General features: G+C 48.1%; 29 protein-coding genes. 21 read left to right on the top strand and 8 right to left on the bottom strand.

Annotation, left to right across the window (positions count from 1 at the left end; genetic code table 11):
- The 4 genes from bioD (at position 1) to C4S39_RS10875 (ending at position 2,431) form a co-directional block, all read left to right on the top strand.
- Positions 1-681, top strand: a complete 681-nt coding sequence (gene bioD, locus C4S39_RS10890; RefSeq protein ID WP_103967024.1) for a dethiobiotin synthase — start codon at positions 1-3, stop codon at positions 679-681.
- Between the two features lie 150 nt (positions 682-831).
- On the top strand, positions 832-1,386 hold the full coding sequence (locus tag C4S39_RS10885; protein ID WP_103967023.1) for a hypothetical protein: 555 nt from the start codon (positions 832-834) through the stop codon (positions 1,384-1,386).
- A gap of 66 nt (positions 1,387-1,452) precedes the next feature.
- The gene (locus tag C4S39_RS10880; RefSeq protein WP_103967022.1) at positions 1,453-1,749 is read left to right on the top strand and encodes a DUF3175 domain-containing protein; all 297 of its coding nucleotides are present in this window, start codon (positions 1,453-1,455) and stop codon (positions 1,747-1,749) included.
- 43 nt (positions 1,750-1,792) lie between these two features.
- Complete coding sequence (locus C4S39_RS10875) at positions 1,793-2,431, top strand: hypothetical protein (RefSeq protein WP_103967021.1); 639 nt, start codon at positions 1,793-1,795, stop codon at positions 2,429-2,431.
- A gap of 113 nt (positions 2,432-2,544) precedes the next feature.
- Here the strand turns inward: C4S39_RS10875 and C4S39_RS10870 are convergent, their stop codons facing one another.
- On the bottom strand, positions 2,545-3,300 hold the full coding sequence (locus tag C4S39_RS10870) for a carbonic anhydrase (RefSeq protein WP_103967020.1): 756 nt from the start codon (positions 3,298-3,300) through the stop codon (positions 2,545-2,547).
- A gap of 235 nt (positions 3,301-3,535) precedes the next feature.
- Between C4S39_RS10870 and C4S39_RS10865 the strand changes: the two genes are divergently transcribed.
- From C4S39_RS10865 to C4S39_RS10845, 5 genes are all read left to right on the top strand, one after another.
- Complete coding sequence (locus C4S39_RS10865) at positions 3,536-3,688, top strand: hypothetical protein (RefSeq protein ID WP_258039411.1); 153 nt, start codon at positions 3,536-3,538, stop codon at positions 3,686-3,688.
- Positions 3,689-3,773: 85 nt separating this feature from the next.
- Entirely contained in the window at positions 3,774-4,373 is a 600-nt protein-coding gene (locus tag C4S39_RS10860; RefSeq protein ID WP_103967019.1) for a hypothetical protein, read from the top strand.
- Positions 4,374-4,497: 124 nt separating this feature from the next.
- On the top strand, positions 4,498-5,457 hold the full coding sequence (locus C4S39_RS10855; protein WP_103967018.1) for a hypothetical protein: 960 nt from the start codon (positions 4,498-4,500) through the stop codon (positions 5,455-5,457).
- A 55-nt stretch (positions 5,458-5,512) separates the two neighbouring features.
- Positions 5,513-5,704 carry a DUF4177 domain-containing protein gene (locus C4S39_RS10850; RefSeq protein ID WP_258039410.1) on the top strand — a complete coding sequence of 64 codons (192 nt, stop codon included), beginning with the start codon at positions 5,513-5,515 and terminating at the stop codon, positions 5,702-5,704.
- A 4-nt stretch (positions 5,705-5,708) separates the two neighbouring features.
- Positions 5,709-6,086, top strand: a complete 378-nt coding sequence (locus C4S39_RS10845) for a hypothetical protein (RefSeq protein ID WP_103967017.1) — start codon at positions 5,709-5,711, stop codon at positions 6,084-6,086.
- Between the two features lie 74 nt (positions 6,087-6,160).
- On the opposite strand, the gene C4S39_RS10840 is transcribed toward C4S39_RS10845, so the two are convergent.
- Complete coding sequence (locus C4S39_RS10840) at positions 6,161-7,411, bottom strand: EAL and HDOD domain-containing protein (RefSeq protein ID WP_103967016.1); 1,251 nt, start codon at positions 7,409-7,411, stop codon at positions 6,161-6,163.
- Between the two features lie 309 nt (positions 7,412-7,720).
- On the opposite strand from C4S39_RS10840, the gene C4S39_RS10835 reads away from it, so the two are divergent.
- The 8 genes from C4S39_RS10835 to arsD all read left to right on the top strand — a co-directional run bounded on the left by C4S39_RS10835 (position 7,721) and on the right by arsD (position 13,658).
- Positions 7,721-8,563, top strand: coding sequence for a CPBP family intramembrane glutamic endopeptidase (locus C4S39_RS10835; RefSeq protein WP_258039409.1), 843 nt, complete (start codon positions 7,721-7,723; stop codon positions 8,561-8,563).
- 478 nt (positions 8,564-9,041) lie between these two features.
- Complete coding sequence (locus tag C4S39_RS10830; protein ID WP_103967014.1) at positions 9,042-9,590, top strand: CHRD domain-containing protein; 549 nt, start codon at positions 9,042-9,044, stop codon at positions 9,588-9,590.
- Between the two features lie 298 nt (positions 9,591-9,888).
- Positions 9,889-10,260 (top strand): thiol-disulfide oxidoreductase DCC family protein, encoded by a 372-nt coding sequence (locus C4S39_RS10825; protein ID WP_103967013.1) that lies wholly within the window; start codon positions 9,889-9,891, stop codon positions 10,258-10,260.
- A gap of 353 nt (positions 10,261-10,613) precedes the next feature.
- Positions 10,614-10,949 (top strand): ArsR/SmtB family transcription factor, encoded by a 336-nt coding sequence (locus tag C4S39_RS10820; protein WP_103967064.1) that lies wholly within the window; start codon positions 10,614-10,616, stop codon positions 10,947-10,949.
- Between the two features lie 15 nt (positions 10,950-10,964).
- A complete protein-coding gene (locus C4S39_RS10815) occupies positions 10,965-11,387 on the top strand; it encodes an ArsI/CadI family heavy metal resistance metalloenzyme (protein ID WP_258039408.1) in 423 nt (140 codons plus the stop codon).
- Positions 11,388-11,389: 2 nt separating this feature from the next.
- Entirely contained in the window at positions 11,390-11,887 is a 498-nt protein-coding gene (locus C4S39_RS10810) for an arsenate reductase ArsC (RefSeq protein WP_103967011.1), read from the top strand.
- A 39-nt stretch (positions 11,888-11,926) separates the two neighbouring features.
- On the top strand, positions 11,927-13,213 hold the full coding sequence (locus C4S39_RS10805; RefSeq protein ID WP_103967010.1) for an arsenic transporter: 1,287 nt from the start codon (positions 11,927-11,929) through the stop codon (positions 13,211-13,213).
- 94 nt (positions 13,214-13,307) lie between these two features.
- Positions 13,308-13,658: an arsenite efflux transporter metallochaperone ArsD gene (gene arsD / locus C4S39_RS10800; protein ID WP_103967009.1), complete on the top strand. Its 351-nt coding sequence runs from the start codon at positions 13,308-13,310 to the stop codon at positions 13,656-13,658.
- Between the two features lie 60 nt (positions 13,659-13,718).
- Here arsD and C4S39_RS16135 read toward each other — a convergent pair whose 3' ends face one another.
- The 6 genes from C4S39_RS16135 to C4S39_RS10765 all read right to left on the bottom strand — a co-directional run bounded on the left by C4S39_RS16135 (position 13,719) and on the right by C4S39_RS10765 (position 18,774).
- The gene (locus C4S39_RS16135) at positions 13,719-13,952 is read right to left on the bottom strand and encodes a hypothetical protein (protein WP_181023809.1); all 234 of its coding nucleotides are present in this window, start codon (positions 13,950-13,952) and stop codon (positions 13,719-13,721) included.
- Positions 13,949-14,941, bottom strand: a complete 993-nt coding sequence (locus C4S39_RS10790; RefSeq protein WP_103967008.1) for an arsenic resistance protein — start codon at positions 14,939-14,941, stop codon at positions 13,949-13,951. Before C4S39_RS10790 ends, C4S39_RS16135 begins: the two co-directional genes overlap by 4 nt.
- Positions 14,941-16,179, bottom strand: coding sequence for an MFS transporter (locus C4S39_RS10785; protein ID WP_103967007.1), 1,239 nt, complete (start codon positions 16,177-16,179; stop codon positions 14,941-14,943). The genes C4S39_RS10790 and C4S39_RS10785 overlap by 1 nt, the downstream gene beginning before the upstream one ends.
- The gene (locus tag C4S39_RS10780) at positions 16,179-16,436 is read right to left on the bottom strand and encodes a DUF190 domain-containing protein (protein WP_258039413.1); all 258 of its coding nucleotides are present in this window, start codon (positions 16,434-16,436) and stop codon (positions 16,179-16,181) included. Before C4S39_RS10780 ends, C4S39_RS10785 begins: the two co-directional genes overlap by 1 nt.
- Positions 16,437-16,930: 494 nt before the next feature.
- Positions 16,931-18,436 (bottom strand): YifB family Mg chelatase-like AAA ATPase, encoded by a 1,506-nt coding sequence (locus C4S39_RS10770; RefSeq protein ID WP_103967005.1) that lies wholly within the window; start codon positions 18,434-18,436, stop codon positions 16,931-16,933.
- Between the two features lie 71 nt (positions 18,437-18,507).
- Positions 18,508-18,774 carry an accessory factor UbiK family protein gene (locus tag C4S39_RS10765; RefSeq protein ID WP_103967004.1) on the bottom strand — a complete coding sequence of 89 codons (267 nt, stop codon included), beginning with the start codon at positions 18,772-18,774 and terminating at the stop codon, positions 18,508-18,510.
- A 217-nt stretch (positions 18,775-18,991) separates the two neighbouring features.
- Here C4S39_RS10765 and C4S39_RS10760 point away from each other — a divergent pair, with 217 nt between their 5' ends.
- Genes C4S39_RS10760 through C4S39_RS10745 form a run of 4 tightly spaced genes read left to right on the top strand, consistent with a single transcriptional unit; the run spans position 18,992 to position 22,418 of the window.
- Entirely contained in the window at positions 18,992-19,996 is a 1,005-nt protein-coding gene (locus C4S39_RS10760) for an aminoglycoside phosphotransferase family protein (RefSeq protein WP_103967003.1), read from the top strand.
- Between the two features lie 19 nt (positions 19,997-20,015).
- On the top strand, positions 20,016-20,717 hold the full coding sequence (gene murU / locus C4S39_RS10755; RefSeq protein ID WP_103967002.1) for an N-acetylmuramate alpha-1-phosphate uridylyltransferase MurU: 702 nt from the start codon (positions 20,016-20,018) through the stop codon (positions 20,715-20,717).
- Between the two features lie 31 nt (positions 20,718-20,748).
- Positions 20,749-22,056, top strand: coding sequence for an aminopeptidase P N-terminal domain-containing protein (locus C4S39_RS10750; protein ID WP_103967001.1), 1,308 nt, complete (start codon positions 20,749-20,751; stop codon positions 22,054-22,056).
- On the top strand, positions 22,053-22,418 hold the full coding sequence (locus tag C4S39_RS10745) for a hypothetical protein (RefSeq protein ID WP_103967000.1): 366 nt from the start codon (positions 22,053-22,055) through the stop codon (positions 22,416-22,418). Before C4S39_RS10750 ends, C4S39_RS10745 begins: the two co-directional genes overlap by 4 nt.
- Positions 22,419-22,565 lie beyond the last annotated feature (147 nt).

Raw genomic sequence — 22,565 nt, 5'->3', positions numbered from 1 at the left:
ATGAAGCAAGGCTACTTTATCACCGGCACCGATACCGGTGTCGGCAAGACTACCATCAGTTGCGCCTTGTTGCAGGCTTTTGCCGCACAAGGCAACAAAGTCGTCGGCATGAAACTGATTGCCGCAGGCAGTGAGAATGGAAAGTGGCTGGATGTCGAACAATTACTCGCTGCCAGCAACATAAGCGTTACACGTCAGCACATCAACCCTTACGCCTTTGATCCTCCGGTTTCTCCGCATATTGCTGCGCAACAAACAGGAGTGGGAATTGATCTGACGGTTATCCATCAGACCTACCAGAAACTCAGCAGTAAAGCGGATATCGTCATTGTCGAAGGCGCAGGCGGGTTTCTGGTGCCGGTCAATCAGCACCAGACCGGCGCGGATCTGGCGAAGCTATTGAATCTTCCGGTGATACTGGTGGTCGGCATGCGCCTGGGTTGTTTGAATCATGCGTTGCTGACGGCGCAGGCTATACGAGCCGCTGGATTGACTTTGGCGGGATGGGTGGCGAATTGTATCGACCCGCAGATGCTATTTCTGGCTGAGAATATTGCTACGTTGGAACAGCGGTTGGGTTGTCCATTGGTGGGAGTCTTGCCATTTGACAAAAGAATAGATGCTCAAGAAAATGTTAAATATTTGGATGTTACAAAATTGAATTGTTATTCGATAGGATAGTGATGTTTGGACAGGATGATTTACGGCAAGGACGAGTGTTGTCCAATGTCGAAATAGAACGACAAATTCGCATATGATATTCATGGATTAAGTTCCTGAAATTTTTTAGTATGAATCGAAAAGCCTAATATTATTTAGCTGATTATTCTGATGTCTCTACTTTCTGAATCACTGGTTGAGGAGTGGCTCAATCGAGCCGGGTACTTCACGATTCGTGGTGTACGTTATGGCGTAAGTGAAATAGATTTGCTTGCTGTGCGCCATACGGCACAAGGTATTGACGCAAGGCATGTTGAAGTCCAGATAAGCACCAATCCGATATCTTATATTTCACCACTTACCAAAGAGCAATCTAAAGTTCTTGGCAAGAACAGAACATCCTCTTGGACTAGGCCTTCTAATGTTCTTGAAGAGTCGATATCAGCTTGGTTGGAAAAGAAATTTTACTCACGCAGCAAGGAAGCCGCACGGGAAAAAGTATGGCCTGGTCTTAAGTGGTCGCTGGAGTTTGTACATGGTGAAGTTAGACATCAGGCTGAGCTTGAGGCTATTCGCGCGGGTGGAATAAATACTATTTCATTTTTTACAGTGCTTTCTTCTCTCTGTCACGATCCGGCTACTGCGTACAAAGGAGGTGCAGGTACAGACATTGCCGAAATGTTGTCCTATTATGTCTGGCATAAAGAGAGTTGTGGTTCCGATTGAAAGAGTGCTCAGTATGCTATATAACATTTCGATTAATAATCTTACCAATGTCTGATCATAAACCCAATGATCAAAAATAACTTTCAACACTGGTCACAACAAATCACCGAAACCAGCAACGCCTTGGATCTCGAACCCGGCGTGTTCACCTGGAATGATCCGCGTAAAATCGCGCTGTCGTTGAAACATTCCGCCGACAGTAGCCAACGGCGCAAGGCTGCACCTTTTGCGTCTGCGATGGCCATGTTGAATTTTTATATTAACCGGGCGGGAAAGGATTTGTCCTTGCAGCAGCGGGATGTGTTGGAAAAAGCCAAGGATGAACTGCGGGAATTGTATGGAAAATCACCCGTCAGAGCTTGATATTTCTTTATAATCTGTTTTTTCATAATATATTGTTAGCTTCATGAATTATATCGATTTAACCGATCATCAATTCACCTCCAATGGCTATTGGGATCAATCGCTTGAAAGTTTGAATCCGCCGACAGCCCATGAATTAGCACTTTTTGATCAAAACGGCTACGACTTGACCGGTTTGGAGCAGCGCTACGCCGAGGTCAATTGTGCCCCTGCGAAAGCGCACCGGGAACATCGGCGTGCTTTAAAATCACTTTGGTTCACGCAGCCGGAGCGGGTGGAAGGGGCTGTGTTGAACCATAGTCTGTTGTTTGAACGCAAAGGGTACAACGGCGAAGCCTTGGAACAATTGGAGCGATGGGCGCAAGCGAATCCATTGGTTTATAAAATCATCCGGATGCGCCCCAAATGGGGGCTGGATTTCAGTATGGACTACGTGGATCGCGCTGGCAATGTATTTGAAGTATTGCATTGGGAATATGATGGTTTTGACTTTGAGGAAGTGGAAACACGCAAACAGCAGCTGGAGTCCAAGCTCGTCGCTATCGATTGGGACGATGCCGCTGCCAGTATTCTGAAACTGAAAGATCAATGGCATCACCTTGATTTTTTTGCGCAAAGCGATTGGAAGTGCAATTATTTCGGTATTGTCAAAGAACGCTTCAAAATGGTGATTTGGGAGTAAGCAAGCCGATTGATAAATCGCGGGTGCTTCAGATTCAATCGTATCAGCTGTATTATTAAGATTGCTTGCAACCTTTAACGAGTTGTATCCATAATCAATTAATCAGTATTTCCTTAAGCAACCATATCGACTTTGCCTGTTTTCAGGTTGTATACACCTCCAACCACAAGAAGCTTTTTCTCCGCTACCAATCGGCTGAGAATGGGGGTTTGTTTCTTCAATTCTTGCACATTCTGCATGACGTTCATTTTGACGACGTCATCGATGCGGTTTTGCGATTGCTTGTCAATTGCTCTTACCGCCGGTGCTAATGCACTGGCTATAGATTGAATATGCCCGGGAAATTGCGTGCTGTTATCTGAGGCATCAATTGCAGCTTTGATCGCGCCGCAGTTTTCATGACCCAATACCATGATCAGCGGAGTATGCAAAACAGCCGCTGCATATTCGAGTGTGGCCACAAAATCAGTCGTTAAATAATTTCCGGCGACGCGTGCGACAAACAAATCCCCCCGCTGCTCATCAAAGCAGAATTCAGGGCTCACTCTTGAATCGGCGCAGCTTAATATGCTGGCATAAGGATTCTGGCCGTTGACCAAAGCTGCGCGTTCAAGTTTAAAATTCAATGGAGTGGATAGACCCGTAACATAACGATCATTACCCGCCATCAATCTCTCCAGGGCCGCTTCCGGTGTGAGTACATTTTCAGGTTGAGGCGGCGCCTTAATAGCGCTTGATGCGGCCATGACCTGATGAGTTGCTGCGATTCCCAGCCCCAGCGCGGATGCCATGGTGAGTTTTAGAAATGAACGCCGTTGTTGATTTTGTTGCAGGTTTCTGTTTTCTTTTTTGTTGGATAGCTTGCACATTTTTTGTTCTTTTCCCTAAAATAATGGATGTATGGATTGTCCGTATTGTATAAGAACATACAACGCCTGCGAATAAATGAAGCGATAATAAGAATAAAATGCTTTGAGGGAAATGAGCTTCCGCATCCCTTCAGAATTGAGCTTGGAGTGGTAGGCTCAGCTTTAGCATCAACCCGCTATTCTGGAAAAAATTTTATGCGATTCACTGTCGTCACGTATTTTCACCGGAACTGAATTGATCAATCGTGGCGCGGTTTATCAGAAAGCAGCAGAACCCTGGGCGGTGTTTGCGGTGCAGGATGAAAGACTGATTGGCGGACAGAATCCGGCTTCTGGTGCTGCTGTAGCCGAGTTGTTGATTAAGACTTTGGAGAGAAAAAATGATTGATGGGCATGTCGTTCTTCCAATCAGATTATTTTTCATATTCATGGGCTTTGATGTTTTGATGTTCGGAAAAAAGTATTAAACAATCATGTATTACAAACCGGTTTTTAGCATTGTCGCCATCGCGCTCACATTGATAGCGTTCATTCCTTATATCCGTGCGATTTTGAATGATACGGTCAAGCCGCATGTGTTTTCCTGGATTATTTGGGGTGCAACAACATTGCTTATTTTTCTGGCGCAGATTGAGGACAAGGGTGGCGCAGGCACATGGCCGATCGGTGTTTCAGCGGGTATAACGATATTCATTGCTTATCTGGCTTATTTGAAACGTGCGGACGTGAACGTTACCCGAGCTGATTGGTTGTTTTTTATTTCAGCGCTGTCTGCGTTGCCACTGTGGTATTTTACGTCAGATCCGTTGTGGGCGGTCGTGTTGCTGACAGCGATCGATGTCATCGGATTCGGGCCTACCATCAGGAAAGTCTATCATTTTCCTTATTCGGAATCATTACTGTTTTTTGCCCTGTTCACGGTGCGTAATACACTGGTGATGCTGGCATTGGAGAATCTTTCGGTTACAACGTTATTATTCCCGGCCGTCATGGCAGCGGTATGTGTTTTTCTGATCATTTTAATTTCGTATCGCAGGCGGATTCTTGCAACCCTCAAAATAGAATCGGTTTGATACGGAAGCGACTGATGCGGCTTCTCTATGGCTAATTTAGCTTGCATGCTATGATGAACTGTAAGTCGGTTGAAGGGAAACTGTTTCGGGCATCTAATTATGCTTATTTGCAGCGGAGGTGATTGTGGCTGATGTTTTCTTTGACGTAAACGGCAATATCCGTGCTGTTGGCTCTATTCGCCGTGGGGCGAATGGTAATCCGCAATCGCTTGATGCTTCCATTGCGGATGGCGATACCATTGGTTTTCATTGCGCCGGAAGCGGGTCGTTGCGTTTTCTGGGCGTGGATACACCGGAAAAGAATTTCCAACTGCCGGGCTCACAAGCACATCGCCGTCTTGATTCGGAAGAATGGGAGGCTTACCTGACGGATCCTTTCCTGCCTCACTTTGACCCTTATAATCTTGATGCTGATCTTATCGCTCACTTGCGTGTCCGCATCGGTCCGGGAGCAGGCATCAATCATCGTTTCCACGGAGAAAACGCCGAACAGGCATTGATTGCGCAAGTGCAATCCGATATGGATGCATTGGGGCAGAATCCGGATACGTTTGGCTATTTCCTGTCTTTTTCCTTCGAGGTATTTGATGCTTACGGGCGCTTCCTGGCGTTTATCAATCGCAACCAACCTGACGTTCGTATTCCTGGCCCACGGCCGTTTTCTTACAACGAACGGCAGCTGGAAAAGGGTATGGCGCTACCGTATTTTATCTGGCCGAATATTGCGCCATTCCGCAAAGAATCATTGTTGGAAGCTGTTTTTGCGCCGGGTACGGCAAGACAGACCGCGGAGGCGAGCGCGGATTTAAGTCGTGCCCGTAATTTTGTGCGTCAGGCACGCGCGAACGAGATGGGTGTGTTCAATCCAGCCGATCCATTGCGTCTCGAGGCATTTGAAGTGCGCTATCTGGGGCGGCGCGAATTACCCAGCCGTGCAGTGATTGATCTGAGCCGCGATGATGATGTCATCCTGCAAGCGCAGCATTACTTCCGCATTCCTAATGCCGAAGACCGGTTGTTTATTCCGCCTGCATTTGTTCCATTGTTCGTCATGCGTGGGTGGCGCCTTGAAGGCTGGTTTTGAAAAACATTTCACTTAAATCAAAGGAGACTGAATGATGGCTTACAAGGAATACAAAGTGCTGCACGTGACAGAAGGCGGGGTTGGAACCATTTTCCTGGGTGCATCCGGCATTCCGGTCAAACGGCTGGAAACGACGCTGAATAAAGAGGCTGCCGATGGCTGGACGCTGGTGTTCCAGTTTGTCGAGCAAAAGCGGTTTTTACTGTTCTGGAAGCGTGAGGCGGTGATTATTACGCTGGCACGCTAGCGTGATGAGATCGAAAGGGGCGGTTCAGGAAGAAGAAGAGCGTCTTCGCAAGCTGGTGCGCACATTACCGGATGACAAACGATTGCAATTTTTCCAGCAAGCCGAGAAGAATCTGAAAGATCCGGATACCTACGCGGCGCTCAATTTTTTATTTATTGCCGGGTTGCATCATTTTTATCTGGGTAAGTGGTTGCGGGGTTTGGTCAATTTGAGTATTTTTTTGCAGGGAGTCGTTTTGCTGTTTACGCCTGCGGTTATTCTGGGCGTGTTGTTGCTGCTTGCTGTTACGATAATCGAGCTCAAGGCTTTATTTAATTCACAGATTGTAGTGCAGGAATACAACAATAGCGTGATGGAAAGAATCTATCGCGCGCTTCTCTAGCGCAATCCGGTTAATTGCCGCTGCTCAGAAAACGCCGCGGGTAAAAGTATGCGGCGCCGAAACACAATCTAATTCTAATTAACAGTTGCATCGGTGTGATCAGTCCATCCCCTTACTTGCGTTTCGATGTCGGATAATTCATTCAGACTCAGGAAATCCAGTTCGGATAATAAGGAAGGAATGGATGCTGTTTCGCCTTTTTCTTTGGCCTCTATTAATTTCAATGCTTGGCCCAAGCGTCCTTGGCGGTTCAATAAGGCTTGGTTCATGTCATCAGAAATTCCTAATTTGTTGACGATTTGCTGCATTTCAATGCCTAATAATTGATCCAGAAGAGACAAAATACCTACCATATAGGCGCGTTCATGGTGATTCTTATCATGAGGGCGTTCGGCTCTTGCGATTAATTCCATCAATTTTCCGCGTGTTACGGCAGTTTGTGTGATTTCATCAGACAGACTATCCGCCGATTGGCTGGAGGTATACAGCAAAAGCTGTATCCATTTCTGTAACTGTTTGCGTCCCATTAACTGAACAGCTTGTTTGATGGAATTAATTTTTAATGGTAAGCCGTCGCTACCGGAGTTCACCATACGTAACAGGTTATAACTTAAGCCAGGCTGATGTTTAAATTCCTTTTCAATTTCATCAATATCACTGTTCTGATCATTATCCTGCATTACCAAAGCTAATAGTTTTAATAGCGGTATCTTGCCAGGGTCAGCACGTTTGATTGACATTACTTCGGGTTTTGCAAAATAATATCCTTGAAACATTTGAAAGCCTAATTGCCTGCAATGCGCTTCCTGTTCCTGATTCTCAACTTTTAGCGCCAGAAGTAATACTGGCCAATGATTGAGCTGATTGACCAGCTGAGTGAGTTGATTTCTGGTCAGCGCCAGAACATCGATTTTGACGACACTGACCAAAGGTAACAGCAGTTCAACCTGACTGTTGATGGCCACGATATTATCGAGTGCAAACTGATATCCCTTTTGCTTTAGTTCTTTACAGCGCTGTAAGAACTCTAGTGTAATGGATGCGGATTCCTTCACTTCCAGCACGATGTGCTTGCTGGGCAGCAGGCTAATGATGTCACTCAGGATGAGATCAGGATCTGCGTTGATAAAGCCACGTTGATGACCTAGCACGTTGTGAATTCCGAACTTGCCGTAAGCATTCACGATAACGTTTGCGGATGCCGACAAGTCACTGGTGACATGAGCGGTTTCTTCAGTCTCTTCCTGTCTGAACAGTAACTCAAATGCCACCAGATTGTGATTACGATCTAGAATAGGCTGGCGGCCAAGGCAGATGCTTGCCATATACTCCTCCGGAATAATCCATTGCGGCGCATAACTTTCTGTTATTCGATGCTATTGCTAAGATCCTAAAGAAACTTAAACGATACGCGCAGATGTAAATCTTTTTTCAAGCAGAGGAGCATATCGCAAAGCCGATGATTGCTTTGTGATAATAAAACGGGTTTTTGATGGCTAAATAGCAAATTTGATCATGCGCTTATTTTTTTGTTACCTTTTTCAATGAAGATTATTTTTTGGTATTTGCAAGAATACGTAAAGACTGTAGATAAGTGGCTGTTATTTTTTTGCAGTGCATGGATTAGCCTCTTGATGGCTCTGAATTATCAATGGGATATCGAACGCGTAATGATCGCTGGTATGAGCTCCCGTTATTATCAGTTTGTTGCGCTTTTTACCGTCTACTGCTGCGCTTTTGCCGTTCCTTATTTATTTGCCATCAGATTCAGGAAGCACTTGATAACCCCTGTGCCCGTATTTTGGTTGCTGCTGTTGTTTGCGCCAGTCTTGTTTGCCCTTAAAGTGAGCATTGCCAATCCGCTGGAAAATATGCTGCAAGGCGTTTGGGGTAATTATTTTACGGTGGTGACTACATTGCCATTTAAATTTCTGGTCGTGCTGATTCCACTGGCGGTGTTATACAAAATGCTTCCCGCACAGCCAAGTTTCTGGGGTGCAACGGTAAACAATATTCAATGGCGGCCTTACTGCCTGATGTTGTTGCTAATGATACCGCTGATCATTTTTGCCAGTATGCAACTGGATTTCTTGAATGCGTACCCTCGATTAAAGCAAGTTGCTTTTATTGCACCCCATACGGACAACTTGCTGGCGTATCAACTGTTGTATGAGATCAGCTACGGGATCGATTTTGTAACCATTGAGTTATTCTTCCGTGGATTTTTGCTATTCGCTTTTGTACGTTACGCCGGAGCAACGGCAATTTTACCGATGGCTACGTTCTATTGCAGTATTCATTTCGGCAAGCCGCTGCTGGAATGCATTTCCTCTTTCCTGGGTGGATGGATATTGGGCGTTATTGCCTATAGAACCCAGTCTATCGTGGGAGGATTGGCGGTGCATCTGGGGATTGCCTGGATGATGGAAGCCGGAGGATATATCGGCAATCTCTGGTTGGGCCGGAATATGGTATGAATACCCGGAAAAGAAAGGGAGTCATTAAGCAATGGAAAAAGAACTCAAGAATTACAGATATCAGTATTTAGACTTCTGAAGCTGTATCTTACGCCGGTTTTGTTAATGCACCGGGCGGGAAGAATATCGTTTCTCGGGTAATTAGGTTAGTTCTCCAAGGAAACCCTGATTAATTCGGCGAACGAGATGAAGCACGAGGTGCCCGGAACGCAAAAACTGAGATATATCAACAAGATAGGTTAAGGCGCGAGTACCGCGCAACGTAGTGATTCGCTCGTGCAGCCAATTAATCAGCGTTTCCTTAATATTAATTGTTGCGGTTAGGATTTGAATTCACCATACTATGAATGCACCCGACAATGTTTGGTGTTGTTCTTCGTAGCACAAGGATTCTTATTTTGAACCTGAACACCATCTTGAATTTTTAGATTTGATAAATCACCAATGAAAGGTGGCTGTTTTATTAGGAGAATATAACATGAAGAACTTGTATATTAAGCTGTTTTTGTTGGTAACGTTGTTTTTTGGGTTAAGTGTCGTATATGCCGCAAATGAGTTGAAATTCGAGGCGAACTTAAGCGGCGCACAAGAGGTTACCTCTCCCGCAGGCGGAGTTGCTACTGATACTGCCGGTACAATTGAAGTTGAATTTGATGCGGCGTTGACCAGAGCGCAGTTTCGTCTCGCTGTGCGCAACGGTACCGGAATCACGCAGGCACATTTTCACTGCGCATCTGCAGGCGTGAACGGACCAATAGTGGCTTTTCTCTTCGGTCCGGCAGATCCGCCAGTGGATGTGGGCGAGGGCTCAGTTGAAGTTACTCTTGATAATAGTGATATCTTACCGCCAGAAACGCCTGAGGCAATCGAAGCATGTGGTGTACCGCTTAATAACATCGCTTCTCTCGCTTTTGCAATGCGTGCTGGAAAAATCTACGCGAACGTGCATAGTACAACTTTCCCGGCAGGTGTGATTCGGGGGCAACTGCTGGAAGATAAGGATGATGACTCAGACTCGCTTCAGTAGTAAGGTAGAGTGAGTCTACTATCATGATCTGATGACGGATGGTTTGAAAAGGATCATGTGGAAATTGATTCTTCAATCAAAGCTGAAATCGTTGTGCCGGGTGTTTTTTGCCCGGCGCAACGCATTATATGTAGGGCACATTAACAACATGAAGTACCCGTGCAGGTTTTAATCTGACATTCTAATTCTTTATTTCTGCTTGCTTCACAGCCCGGCTCACAGCAATAAGAAGGAAACGTAAGATGTAAGTCCGACCCCGTATCCTGCTGTTTTGGTACTTAATCAAGGGGAATTGATAATGCGTGAAGAGAAAGAGAAGATCACCGTCTATTATGATGGCGCATGCCCCAGTTGCATCAAGGATCGGGAGAACTATGAAAAGTTAGCTGGGGAAAGTGGGAAAGATGTATGCTGGTTCGATATCACCGGGCAAGATAAACATTTGCGCGACATCGGTATCGATCCTCACTTGGCTTTGACTCAACTGCATGTTCGTGACGAACATCAACAAATAGTTTCCGAACTGGATGCTTATATTTTGTTGATGTCCCGGGTACTCTTACTAAAGCCGCTGGCTTGGTTCATCGGCCTGCCAGTGATTCGGCCAGTGCTCTCGTCACTTTACCACCGGATGGTCAACCGGCGTTTGCAAAAGAGCGGGCGCCTGTAGATGGATGAAAAGCGATATTTCCAAGGCGAAGACAGCATTGAGCTTGCATACCGGCGATGGATGCCGGTGAAAGCAGACGGAATACGCCAATTATACTGCTCATGGTGTCGCAAGTAACTCATATCATCTGATCCATTGCTCCAAGATTGTAACCGTGCAAAGGTCTCTTCACATAGATAACCACAGATATTCACGCGCTATAGCTACCACACTCTCATCCGAATCTATTGCTGAATAATGGCTTGCGAAGTACTGCAAGCCGGGATGGAATCAACAAACGGCTACGCACAATTATTGATTTAAGAAGTATTGAAGCATTGACAACGAATATTCATTTCCATGATAATAGAAATATGGAAATAAATGCTGCAATTAAAGCTCTGGCTGCCTTGGCACATGAAACTCGTCTCACGATATTCCGGGTTCTGGTTCAGGTTGGCGAGTCCGGAGTTCCGGCGGGTCAGCTTGCCAAGGAATTGGGTATCCCCAATGCAACGCTGTCTTTTCATCTGAAAGAGTTGGCCCATGCAGAGCTGGTGATCACCCGGCAGGAAAGCCGCTTCATTTATTATTCGGCAAATTTTGCAACCATGAATGCGCTAATGGGTTATCTCACTGAGAATTGCTGCTCGGGTATGCCTTGCGGCATTGTTGAGGTTTATTGTGATGAAAAAACAGCTAAATATTAATTAACGAAGGAGACAATGATGAAACGCTTTCATGTCCATATTGCTGTCGATAATCTGCAGGATAATATCCGCTTTTACTCGGCATTATTTGGTATCGATCCATCCGTTAGCAAACCGGATTACGCCAAGTGGATGCTGGACGATCCATATATTAATTTCGCCCTATCGGCAAGGGGTGTAAAACCGGGTTTGGATCATGTGGGAATCCAGGTTGATTCCGAAGATGCATTAACCGAAGTGAACCAGCGCCTGATGCAAGCCGATTTGCCTGCCGCCGAGCAACGGAACGCACAATGTTGTTACGCATCATCAAATAAATACTGGGCAGTTGATCCGCAAGGCATCGCCTGGGAAGTGTTCCACTCGCTGGAGACGATTCCGGTATTTGGGCAAGATGCCGCCATTCCGGCTAAGACCGAAGCCTGTTGTGCGGGGTGATCATGAATGTATTGTTTCTGTGTACTGGAAATTCCTGCCGCTCTATCCTTGCGGAAGCCACTTTCAATCATCTGGCGCCCAAAGGCTGGCAAGCGATGAGCGCGGGCAGCAAACCGGCCGGTCAGGTTAATCCGCGTTCACTCGCTTTGCTTGAACGTGAAGGTATCGCAACCGAGGGGCTTTACAGTAAATCGTGGGACAACTTGCCAACAACCCCGGACATCGTGATTACCGTGTGCGGCAATGCGATCGGTGAAACTTGCCCGACGTATCTTGCCCCTGCGCTGCGTGCCCATTGGGGTGTCGATGATCCCGCCGAGGCGATTGGAACCGAAGAAGGGATCAATGCGGTATTCACGCAAACTTATCGAACCTTGCGCGAGGGCATAGAGATTTTTTTATCGCTGCCACTCGATGATTTGCAGCAAAACTCTTCTGCCTTCAGGACGAAGCTGGATTACATCGGTATTTTGAAATTCAAACGGTCACACGCAAGGTGACAACTACAAATCAAAATTCAAGCGCTATAAGTTATTGACATGCTGATTGCGCTATTGATTTTCATCGTAACCCTCGTGCTGGTCATCTGGCAGCCACGCGGCCTGGGTATCGGCTGGAGCGCTCTGTTTGGCGCTGGCGCGGCCCTGCTGCTTGGTGTGATTCAACTCAGCGATATTCCGGTAGTGTGGAATATTGTCTGGAACGCAACCGCGGCTTTCATTGCCATCATCATCATTAGCCTCTTGCTCGATGAAGCGGGATTCTTTGAATGGGCTGCACTGCATGTGGCGCGCTGGGGGCGCGGCAACGGGTACCTATTGTTTGCTTATCTTGTATTACTGGGTGCGGCGGTTGCAGCATTGTTCGCCAACGATGGCGCAGCTTTGATTCTGACGCCGATTGTAATGGCGATGTTGCTGGCGCTTGGATTCAGCCCGGTGGCCACGCTCACTTTCGTCATGGCCGCGGGTTTTATTGCTGATACGGCCAGCTTGCCGCTAGTAGTGTCGAATTTGGTTAATATCGTCTCGGCAGATTACTTCAAGATCGGCTTTGCCGAGTATGCTGCTGTCATGATTCCGGTCAACATCGCATCGGTGGCCGGCAGTCTGGGCGTACTTTTCTTTTACTTTCGTCGCAGTATTCCGGTAAGCTATGACGTCAGCCAACTTAAGACACCTAGGGAAACAATACGCGATTTGGCAACGTTCCGTGCTGGCTGGGTGGTGCTGGCATTGCTGCTCATCGGCTTTTTTGGTCTGGAATCTCTGGGTGTGCCTATCAGCTTTGTGGCGGCGGCTGGTTCGCTCATATTGCTCGCGGTAGCAGCACGCGGTCATGTGATTAACACGCGCAAGGTGATTCTTGAAGCGCCTTGGCAGATCGTTATTTTCTCGCTGGGTATGTATTTGGTGGTGTATGGTTTGCGCAATGAAGGTTTGACCGGATATATTACCGGTCTGCTTGATATTTTTGCCGGTTATGGCGTGTGGGGGGCAACATTTGGCACCGGTTTTGTGGCCGCCTTTTTATCGTCCATTATGAATAATATGCCCACGGTACTGATCGGCGCGTTGTCGATCGACGCAACCAGCGCCACCGGTGCAGTCAAGGAAGCGATGATTTACGCCAATGTGATTGGTTGTGATCTGGGGCCGAAAATTACCCCTATAGGCAGTCTGGCAACCTTGTTATGGTTGCATGTACTGGCACGGAAAAATATGATTATCACCTGGAGGTATTATTTTCAGGTGGGGGTTGTGCTGACTGTGCCGGTGTTGCTCATCACGCTGACTACTCTGGCTATGTGGCTTAGCATTCAATGAGATTACCGCTGCAAGAATTGCAATATAATCGTGAATGACTAAAAGCAGAATTAAATTGTATCAATCTTGTTAACTTAACTAATGGAGAATAAAAATGGCAACTATTCATGTATTTGACCCTGCTTCGTGCTGTAGCTCAGATGCTTGCGGCTCCGACGCAGCCCAGGAACTGGTCGTTTTTTCCGCTGATGTGGATTGGGTCAAACAGCGCGATGTTGCAATCGAGCGTTTTAATCTGGCGCAGCAACCCATGGCTTTTACGGATAATTCTACGGTGAAAGGATTCTTGGAACGCTCCGGTGAGGATGCGCTGCCTTTAATACTGGTTGACGGTGAAGTGGCATTGGCTGGCCGCTATCCGCATCGCAGTGAACTGGCGCGATGGGCTGGAATACCTTTGCAGGAAGAAGTTGAAGAATCGAGTTGCTGCGGTGGCTGCTGCTAACGCAGCTCCGAATTAACCGCATGACGTACCTCAAGTTTATCGATAAACCGCCGCGCAAGCTTACCGTGATTGCATTGTCAATCCGGTGCGCGGTGTATTGCCGAATACGATAGTCAAAGGAATCGAGGAACAATTATCCGGCCCATGGAGTGTTTCTCGCAGAAAGCAAAGTCGATGCGTCATGTCTCGGCCCTTTGGCGAGTCTGGAAAAACAGCGCGTGCAATACTATGCCAATCTACCGGCTGCTTAAATCGATGAACTCCATTTTTGACAATACATATCACGGCATTCATGGAGGGTTCCTTTGGATAACAGCGATGGATGTCTCACTAAACAAGCGATTTGGCAACCACCACAGATAGAACACCATTCCGAACAGCTCAACCAGAGACTGGAACACGATAATCACCGCGGCCGCCTCCCAGCCGGCTGGCAATGCCAGCGCGAATGGTAATACCACAAAGGAATTGCGCGTGCCGAGGCTGAAAGCCAGCGTACGCCCGGAATTCATCGGCAGTCGCAGTACTCGGGTAAGCAGACGCGCAATCAGCGCGGCTACCAGCAAGAAGCCCGCGAAAACAGGCAGCACCGTCAGCAACAATGGACCGGCGTAGCGCACTATGCCAACCTGCGCACCGGCGATCAGAAACACCACAACTGCCAGCAGCGGCACAGGCCACCAGCCAAGACGATCGCGCCAGACTGAGCGTCCGGGTTTTTTTTCGATCCAGTATTCCGTGAATACTGCGGTTAATAAAGGTAAACCGATCAGGGTGAGCACGGCAGGAAGTATATTTTCCATTCGCAGTACCGCACTGAAATCTGCCGCGGGCAGCATCAACCATAGATAAGCCGGCAACAACAGCAACTGCGCCAGCAGGTTCAGCGGTGTGACAGCAACCGCCTGCGCCGTGTTACCACGCCCGAGCTGAGCGAAAGTGATAAACCAGTCGGTACAGGGCACCAGCAACACTAGCAACACGCCGAGACGCAAAGCCGGGTCGTCGGGCAACCACTGCAGAATCAGCCAGACCGCCAATGGAATCAGCACGAAGTTACCGGTCATGACGGCAAGTACGAAGCGCAGATCGCGAAAGGCGTCGCGTACGTGCAGTAAGGGTACCTGCACGAAGGTGGTATAGAGCAGAACGGCCAGCACCGGCCACAGCAAAGTTTCCAGATGCGATCCGATACCTGGCCAGGTACTGCCCAGCGCCAACCCGGAAACGATGGCGGCGAGATAGATCCAGACCTGATGCCGTTCGAGAGTCAGCCGATCCATCAATCACGCACCTGCAAGATTGCGAATATACCGGCCAGCATGAATCCAGCAGCCAGGGCAAAGGCAAACTCTGGAGAAACCGCCGTCCAGACCACGCCGACGGTTGCGCTGGAGATAAACTTAGCCACCCCGTTGACGGTGCCAAGCGCACCAATGCTCATCGTCATGGTTTCCGCTTGCACCATTTCCGCAGTCACGGTGGACTCCAGTGCTTCCTGTACAGCCACGTACAAACCGGCGACAAAGAAAATACTGGCCAATGCTACGATGCTATCAACCGCGAACCAGAATGCCAGCGCCGTCGACACCGCCGTGGCGGCACCCAGGAAATATCCGATTATAAGTACCGGCAAATGACCAACACGGTCGGCCAGCCATCCCACCGGCCAGGAAACCGCAACCTGCACGACGTTGCGCCACACATACAGCAATCCCGCTATCTGCGCTGCTTGCACCACGCCCATTGAGGCGGTGAGCAACGTGGTAGCCGCCAGAATCAGCAACGCATGAGAGAAATCGCCGATACCAAAGAGTCCCACCGAGCCCAGATAGCGCTTGAACCGCAACGGCAATCCGTGCAGCGTGCTGAAAAACTTCAGCGCAGGATTCGGTGAATGCTGCGGATCTTTGACCAGCCACAGAAACGCTAGAACCGCCAGGACGCCGGGAATAACCGACAGCCATAATACGAAGCGGAACGGGCCGGCATCGTCCTCCCAGTGCCAACCCTGCGCCATCCCTAGCAACGCCACCCCGAGCAAAGGGCCGAGCACCGCGCCCACTGAATCTGCCGCGCGATGAAAGCCGAAGGCGCGTCCACGCGTGGCCGGACTTATCGCTTGAATCACGATGGCATCGCGCAAGGGGCCGCGCAAGCCCTTACCGAACCACGACACCATGCGCCCAAGCAGGATGAACAGCCAGCCTGTCGACAATGCAATCAACATCTGACCAACCGGCGTGAGTCCATAACCCACCAGTACCAGCAGCTTTCGATGCCCCAGCTTGTCGGCGATGTAACCCGAGGCCATTTTAGTAAAACTTGCCACCGCATCGGCGATACCTTCGATAAAGCCCAGCACCGCCGCCGGAATACCCAGAACCGCGAGAAAACCCGGCAAAATCACGGTTGTCGTTTCATAACAGAAATCGCCCAGTGCGCTGGTAATGCCCGCACCAGCGACCGTGCGGTTAAACCAGCCTTTCGCATCGGGAGCCTGGGGATCGTTATCCGGCATCAGGTTTCTCCGGTTATGCCGAACTCGATTGGCGTTTTGACATAGAACACTTTCACGCCTTCCTGCTTTAGATACGCGAACATGCGTTCCGCCTGCTGTTCACTGACAGCCATTGTCACTTCGACCGGCTGATCCGCCAGTTCAAAGAAATGCGCGGAGTGCAGCTTGTGATCATGTCCGAAGCCTTCTGCGGCAACAATCAGTGTTGCGCCGCCAATATCCAGCTTCATGGCTGCTTGATATGTGCTGTCAAAAATAGAGTTGAAAATAAACTTGTCCTTATTATCTGGAATTTCTGAGAGATACAGGGAAAAGAAACACGCTGAATCTTTAAAAATCAGTATTATGCCTATAAGGTTACTATGTTTTATATTTTTTTACTGTAGGCCCTGATATTATTTGAAAGGGGTAATTTATGGAAGAATGGCTGTTTATTTTATTAGACTAGGTCACCTCAGCCACATGGCTCAATGGCATAACCATCAGCCCAATAATGATCCTTGGTTCTTATATCGGGAAACATGTTTTAGAAAGATTATCAATCCGAGTGTTCATGATTATTGTCGAAGTCGCAATTGTCGGATTCGGATTATGGTTCCTTAGCAAGGACTAAAAATCGGTGTCAGGTCCAAATAAAAGATTATGGATAACGTTAGATTTTTCAGCCTATCTTAAAATGAGTTTGCAGATTTCGAAGGGAGGTGCCTTAAGGCTGATAATTCCTCGGTGATCTGATGGTATGGCAAGAAACTTAATGCTTATCCAGCCTGCGATACTGAATCGCTTCAGCAATATGCTGGTTACTGATTTTCTCAATACCCGCCAAATCTGCAATCGTCCGTGCTACTTTCAGAATACGATGATATGCGCGTGCAGATAGATTCAAGCGACTGATGGCTTGTTTTAGCAGATTTTCGCTGCTGTTATCAAGTGTACAAAATTGGTCAATTTCCTTGACGCTCAAACGGCTGTTGGTTTTGCCTTGCCGGTTAAGTTGTAGTTGATGCGCTCTTTCAACGTGCTGACGGATAGCGCTACTTTTTTCACCGGAAGTTTGTTGTTTCATCAATTCCTGTTGCGGTACGGCTGGCACTTCAATCTGCATGTCGATACGATCCAGTAACGGGCCGGATATTCTTGCGCGGTAGCGAGCAACCTGATCAGGGGTGCAATGACATTTACCATTGGAATGTCCCAAATAGCCGCAAGGGCAAGGATTCATCGCGGCAATTAGTTGAAATTGCGCTGGAAATTCCGCTTGGCGGGCTGCGCGGGAAATGGTGATTTTTCCGGATTCAAGGGGCTCGCGCAAGACTTCCAGGACCTTGCGGTCGAATTCCGCCAGTTCGTCCAGGAACAGCACACCATGCATGGCCAGTGAAATTTCACCGGGGCGAGGGTGGCTGCCGCCGCCGACCAAAGCAACACCGGATGCCGTATGGTGCGGTGAACGGAATGGTCTTTTCTTCCAATTCTCGATATTGAAGCTACCATGACTGAGTGACTGAATGGCTGCGGATTCGAGAGCCTCCGCTTCGGTCATGTGCGGCAGGATGCCGGGAAAACGTGCCGCCAGCATGGATTTGCCGGTGCCGGGCGGGCCGATCATCAGCAGGCTGTGACCGCCGGATGCGGCAATGGCCAGTGCGCGCTTGGCATGTGTTTGCCCCTTGACTTCGTCGAGATCCGGATAAACAGAGTCTTCACTTTTGTCCTCCGGAATATCTTGAAAAACAGGTAGTGTCTCTCTTCCGGTTAAGTGCGCGCAGATTTGTAATAATGATTTTGCCGCGTAGATCGTAGCTTTTTTGACCAGCGCAGCTTCAGCGGCATTTTGTTCCGGAAGCACAAAACTGCGGCCGGATTGTGATGCGTTGTAGGTCATCGCCAGCGCGCCGTGAATCGGGCGCAATTCTCCGGTCAATGCCAGTTCGCCGGCCCATTCGTATTGATCCAGCTTATCTTTGGGAATTTGCCCGGTTGCCGCCAGTATCCCTAATGCAATGGGTAAATCGAACCGTCCGCTCTCCTTGGGCAGGTCGGCCGGGGCCAGATTGATGGTAATACGTTGCGCGGGGATTTTGAATTGCGCATTCTGCAACGCGGCCCTGACGCGGTCTTTACTTTCTTTGACTTCGGTATCGGGAAGGCCGACGATAGTAAAGCTAGGTAAGCCGTTGGCGATGTGCGTTTCCACTGTCACCAACGGCGCTTGAATACCTGAAAGCGCACGGCTATAGAGTACGGCGAGCGACATCTGGGCAATCGCAGTTCTAAGTTGCGGGCGTGGATTGAGGTTTACTCAAGCATGACAAAAAGGGCATAAGTTTATTTATCCGGTTCGGGTTGCATTTCGCTTGTGTTCAACCGGATTTCCAGTTCCGCAACCTTGGCTTCAAGAATCATCAGTTTCTCACGGGTACGCTGTAAAACTTCCTGTTGCACATCAAATTCATCACGTGTGACTAATTCAAGCCGGGAAAACGCGCCCGATAATAAAACCCGGATATTTTTTTCGATGTCTTTGGCCGGGCTGTTTTGCATGATCTCGCTGACTTTGGCATTGATTTCATCAATTACATTTTTATTAAGCATCGTTGTTCTCCTTGTTGATTGATTTACCAGTTGATCGGCTGGTCATATAAGCGACGTGATAAAATCTCACGCTGCGAGACATCTTGCAATATTGGATTATCCACTGTTATTGGGAACGGTTCCAGTTTTACTCCGCGGAGTGAATTTGCCACGCTTTTTCAAAGCAATTATTTTGAGTGTTTTAGATCCTGGAACGATTAATTATTCGGATATATGAATGGAACGCATACAACAACTTGAAAATTGGATAAGGGTGCAATTTCCCAGGAAATTGTTTACGCTGCAGCCTGCCTCTTCGGATGCCAGCTTCCGGCGTTATTTCCGGGTTTGTTTCGATGATCAGACATTGGTTGTCATGGATGCGCCGCCTCAATATGAAAATTGCGCGCCATTTTTGCATGTAGCAGAAATTCTGGCTGCAACCGGCGTGCATGTGCCCAAAATTCTGGGGCAGGATCCGGAGCTTGGTTTTTTGTTGTTATCCGACCTGGGGCACACGACTTTCTTGCACGCGCTCAAACAAACGCCCGAACTGGCCAATCAACTTTATCGCGATGCGACGGATGCCCTGGTGCATATGCAAATGTCGCAACAGATCGAGGGCTTGCCACATTATGATCAAGCGTTATTACAGCAGGAATTGGATTTGTTCCCTGATTGGTATGTTGCGAGGCATGTGCAAGTGAATCTATCAGAAAAACAGCAAACGGTTTTACGCAATGCTTTTGGACATATACTGCAAAATAATCTGGCACAAGCCAAGGTGCTGGTGCATAGGGATTATCATTCGCGCAATCTGATGGTGTCCACGCCGAATCCGGGCATTCTTGATTTCCAGGATGCGGTATATGGACCGATTACGTATGATCTGGTGTCTTTATTCAAAGATGCTTATATCCGCTGGGACGAAGACCGCATTCTGGATTGGACCATTCGCTATTGGGAAAAAGCACGCCGGACCGGATTACCGGTAGCTGCCGATTTTTCGGATTTTTATCGGGATTTTGAGTGGATGGGCGTGCAACGTCACTTAAAAGTATTAGGGATTTTTGCCCGCCTTAATTATCGCGATGGCAAAGCGGCTTATCTGAACGATATGCCGCTGGTAATGGAATATCTGCGCACGGCGTGCGAGCGTTACCGGGAGCTGCGTCCGTTGCTGAGTTTGCTGGATGAATTGCACCCTGCTGAATCAGATCAGAAGATTGGTTACACCTTTTAGACATATTCCTTATAAGGCGATGATTCTTGCGGCGGGGCGCGGCGAGCGCATGCGCCCGCTTACCGACGCCTTACCCAAGCCTTTGTTAAAGGTTGGGGGAATGGCATTAATTGAATATCAGCTAAAAAATCTGGCGCGCGCTGGTTTTGTCGATATTGTCATTAACCATGCGTACCTGGGTGCAATGATCGAAAATGCTTTGGGTACGGGTGAGCGCTATGGTGTTAATATTCATTATTCGCCGGAACGAGCGGTGCTGGAAACAGCGGGTGGAATAGCCAATGCTTTGCCGCTGTTGGCAGGTCAGTCCGGCGATCAACCGTTCCTGGTGGTCAATGCGGATATATATTGTGAAATGGATTATGTATCGCTGTTACCGGTTATGAACGCAATGCAATCGGAAGGGGCGCAATTGGCGCATCTGGTATTGGTTGATAATCCGCCGCACCACTCCGCTGGAGATTTTGCGTTGCAGCAAAATCGGATCTTACTGGCAGGCAGCGATCGATTAACGTTTAGCGGCATCGGTATTTATCAGCCGCAATTGTTTGGCGCAATAGAACCAGGTTTGGCGATAAAACTGGCTCCGTTATTGCGACGAGCGATAGAAGAAGGCAAAGTGAGCGGTGAATACTTTACCGGACAATGGGTCGATGTGGGAACGCCGGAACGATTGGAAGCATTGGATGAGCAACTTAAATCGCGATTGGGGATCACGTAATCAGTGAGTGTAATAACTTGAAACTGTAACTATGACATATATTCAACCTTTTATTGCCCGCCGCAAGCTTCTGGCAGCTCAAATGCAAATGGGGGTGGCGATTATTCCAACCGCTCCGGAGCGGTTGCGCAATCGTGATGCGCATTATCCGTACCGGTTTGATAGCTATTTTTATTACTTGACGGGTTTTCGTGAACCAGAAGCAGTGTTGCTGATTGTTAATGCCACTGATCATGCACCGGCCAAGCATATTTTGTTCTGCCGCGAGAAAGATGCCGAGCGTGAAATCTGGGATGGTTTTCGCTACGGACCTGAGGCGGCCAGAGAGGTTTTCGGTTTTGATGAAGCGTATCCGATAACCCGATTGGAAGAATTGCTGCCCGGGTTACTGGCGGATCAGCCGGCGGTTTTTACTGCTTTGGGATTGGATCAGAACTGGGATCAGCGTGTTGTTGGTTGGTTAAATCGGGTACGTGAATTGGCGCGTACGGGTGTTGCGGCGCCGAACGAGATTCGTGATTATCGCGCAATACTGGATGAAATGCGTCTGATTAAAGGTACGGATGAATTGCAAATCATGCAGCGTGCAGCGGATATCTCGGTGCAGGCGCATCAACGCGCGATGCAAACTACAATGCCGGGAATGCGTGAGAACGAGATTGAAGCCGAGCTGCTTTATACTTTCTGCCGGCATGGCGCGCAGGCGCCGGCTTATACTTCGATTGTTGCCGGAGGCGCTAACGCGTGCGTGTTGCATTATGTGCAGAATAATGCCGAGCTCAGATCGGGTGATTTATTATTGATTGACGCGGGTTGCGAGCTGGATGGTTATGCTGCGGATATTACGCGGACATTCCCTATCAATGGAAAATTCACTGCTGCCCAAAGAGACGTATATCAACTGGTGCTGGCTGCGCAGACGGCGGCCATATTGCAGGTGAAACCGAGAAATAGCTGGAATGACCCGCACCAAGCCGCGCTGCGTGTATTAGCACAAGGTTTTATCGATTTGGGATTATGCCGGGGTAGCATGGAGGCTGTGCTGGAGTCCGGTGACTATAAACGTTTTTATATGCATAAGACCGGGCATTGGCTGGGCATGGATGTGCATGATGTCGGAGAATACAAGCAAAAAGGTGAATGGCGTTTATTGCAGCCCGGTATGGTGCTGACAGTCGAACCGGGTTGTTATATTCGTCCGGCGGATAATGTTCCGAAACATTTCTGGAATATTGGTATCCGCATTGAGGATGATGTGGTGGTTACTCGAACTGATCATGAACTTTTAACCGTGGCAGCACCCAAAACAATTGCTGCAATCGAGGAGTTGATGCAATGAATGATGAAGAGAAAAAAATTATTATCAGCAGGATTTCTGAATATCGCCAGAATGAATCAGGAGAATTTCAGCGTACGCCCGTTTCACCTTTAAGCCGCTGGCTTACTTACGCTATGCTGATACCCGTTGTCGTGGTTATGGTGTTCGCCGGTATTTTCTTTTTTGCCGCCTTTCTCGCTTTAGTTGCTTTAGCGGTTATGGTCGTCGGCATACGCTTCTGGTGGCTGCGCCGCAAATATAAAAAGGCCATGCAGCACCCCGATAATATAAACCGGCAGTCTGCAACGGATCAGACCGAAATCATCGAAGACGCACAAATTATTGAAGAGACCGAAGTACACCGGAACGGACAGAAAAAATAATCTATTGAATAGCGGATAGTCTGTGTTATTACTCTGTAGCGCGATCAATTAAATTAATTAGTCATCCCTGAAAAAAGTACCCAACAATTGTTGTTGAGAAATTGAATCTGATATTTCCATTCAATGTGGAGAATAACTTTGGTTGGT

The organism is Nitrosomonas ureae (assembly GCF_900108305.1).
Lineage (GTDB): Bacteria > Pseudomonadota > Gammaproteobacteria > Burkholderiales > Nitrosomonadaceae > Nitrosomonas > Nitrosomonas ureae_B.
The sequence above is the reverse complement of the archived record's forward strand: the minus strand, read 5'-3'. Positions and strand labels throughout refer to the sequence as shown.

Excerpts from the sequence above, each read along its gene's own strand:
- bioD (WP_103967024.1), top strand. The coding sequence starts at position 1 with ATGAAGCAAGGCTACTTTATCACCGGCACCGATACCGGTGTCGGCAAG.
- C4S39_RS10885 (WP_103967023.1), top strand. The coding sequence starts at position 832 with ATGTCTCTACTTTCTGAATCACTGGTTGAGGAGTGGCTCAATCGAGCC.
- C4S39_RS10880 (WP_103967022.1), top strand. The coding sequence starts at position 1,453 with ATGATCAAAAATAACTTTCAACACTGGTCACAACAAATCACCGAAACC.
- C4S39_RS10875 (WP_103967021.1), top strand. The coding sequence starts at position 1,793 with ATGAATTATATCGATTTAACCGATCATCAATTCACCTCCAATGGCTAT.
- C4S39_RS10870 (WP_103967020.1), bottom strand. The coding sequence starts at position 3,300 with ATGTGCAAGCTATCCAACAAAAAAGAAAACAGAAACCTGCAACAAAAT.
- C4S39_RS10860 (WP_103967019.1), top strand. The coding sequence starts at position 3,774 with ATGTATTACAAACCGGTTTTTAGCATTGTCGCCATCGCGCTCACATTG.
- C4S39_RS10845 (WP_103967017.1), top strand. The coding sequence starts at position 5,709 with ATGAGATCGAAAGGGGCGGTTCAGGAAGAAGAAGAGCGTCTTCGCAAG.
- C4S39_RS10840 (WP_103967016.1), bottom strand. The coding sequence starts at position 7,411 with ATGGCAAGCATCTGCCTTGGCCGCCAGCCTATTCTAGATCGTAATCAC.
- C4S39_RS10835 (WP_258039409.1), top strand. The coding sequence starts at position 7,721 with ATGGCTCTGAATTATCAATGGGATATCGAACGCGTAATGATCGCTGGT.
- C4S39_RS10830 (WP_103967014.1), top strand. The coding sequence starts at position 9,042 with ATGAAGAACTTGTATATTAAGCTGTTTTTGTTGGTAACGTTGTTTTTT.
- C4S39_RS10825 (WP_103967013.1), top strand. The coding sequence starts at position 9,889 with ATGCGTGAAGAGAAAGAGAAGATCACCGTCTATTATGATGGCGCATGC.
- C4S39_RS10820 (WP_103967064.1), top strand. The coding sequence starts at position 10,614 with ATGGAAATAAATGCTGCAATTAAAGCTCTGGCTGCCTTGGCACATGAA.
- C4S39_RS10815 (WP_258039408.1), top strand. The coding sequence starts at position 10,965 with ATGATGAAACGCTTTCATGTCCATATTGCTGTCGATAATCTGCAGGAT.
- C4S39_RS10810 (WP_103967011.1), top strand. The coding sequence starts at position 11,390 with ATGAATGTATTGTTTCTGTGTACTGGAAATTCCTGCCGCTCTATCCTT.
- C4S39_RS10805 (WP_103967010.1), top strand. The coding sequence starts at position 11,927 with ATGCTGATTGCGCTATTGATTTTCATCGTAACCCTCGTGCTGGTCATC.
- arsD (WP_103967009.1), top strand. The coding sequence starts at position 13,308 with ATGGCAACTATTCATGTATTTGACCCTGCTTCGTGCTGTAGCTCAGAT.
- C4S39_RS16135 (WP_181023809.1), bottom strand. The coding sequence starts at position 13,952 with ATGAATGCCGTGATATGTATTGTCAAAAATGGAGTTCATCGATTTAAG.
- C4S39_RS10790 (WP_103967008.1), bottom strand. The coding sequence starts at position 14,941 with ATGGATCGGCTGACTCTCGAACGGCATCAGGTCTGGATCTATCTCGCC.
- C4S39_RS10785 (WP_103967007.1), bottom strand. The coding sequence starts at position 16,179 with ATGCCGGATAACGATCCCCAGGCTCCCGATGCGAAAGGCTGGTTTAAC.
- C4S39_RS10770 (WP_103967005.1), bottom strand. The coding sequence starts at position 18,436 with ATGTCGCTCGCCGTACTCTATAGCCGTGCGCTTTCAGGTATTCAAGCG.
- C4S39_RS10765 (WP_103967004.1), bottom strand. The coding sequence starts at position 18,774 with ATGCTTAATAAAAATGTAATTGATGAAATCAATGCCAAAGTCAGCGAG.
- C4S39_RS10760 (WP_103967003.1), top strand. The coding sequence starts at position 18,992 with ATGGAACGCATACAACAACTTGAAAATTGGATAAGGGTGCAATTTCCC.
- murU (WP_103967002.1), top strand. The coding sequence starts at position 20,016 with ATGATTCTTGCGGCGGGGCGCGGCGAGCGCATGCGCCCGCTTACCGAC.
- C4S39_RS10750 (WP_103967001.1), top strand. The coding sequence starts at position 20,749 with ATGACATATATTCAACCTTTTATTGCCCGCCGCAAGCTTCTGGCAGCT.
- C4S39_RS10745 (WP_103967000.1), top strand. The coding sequence starts at position 22,053 with ATGAATGATGAAGAGAAAAAAATTATTATCAGCAGGATTTCTGAATAT.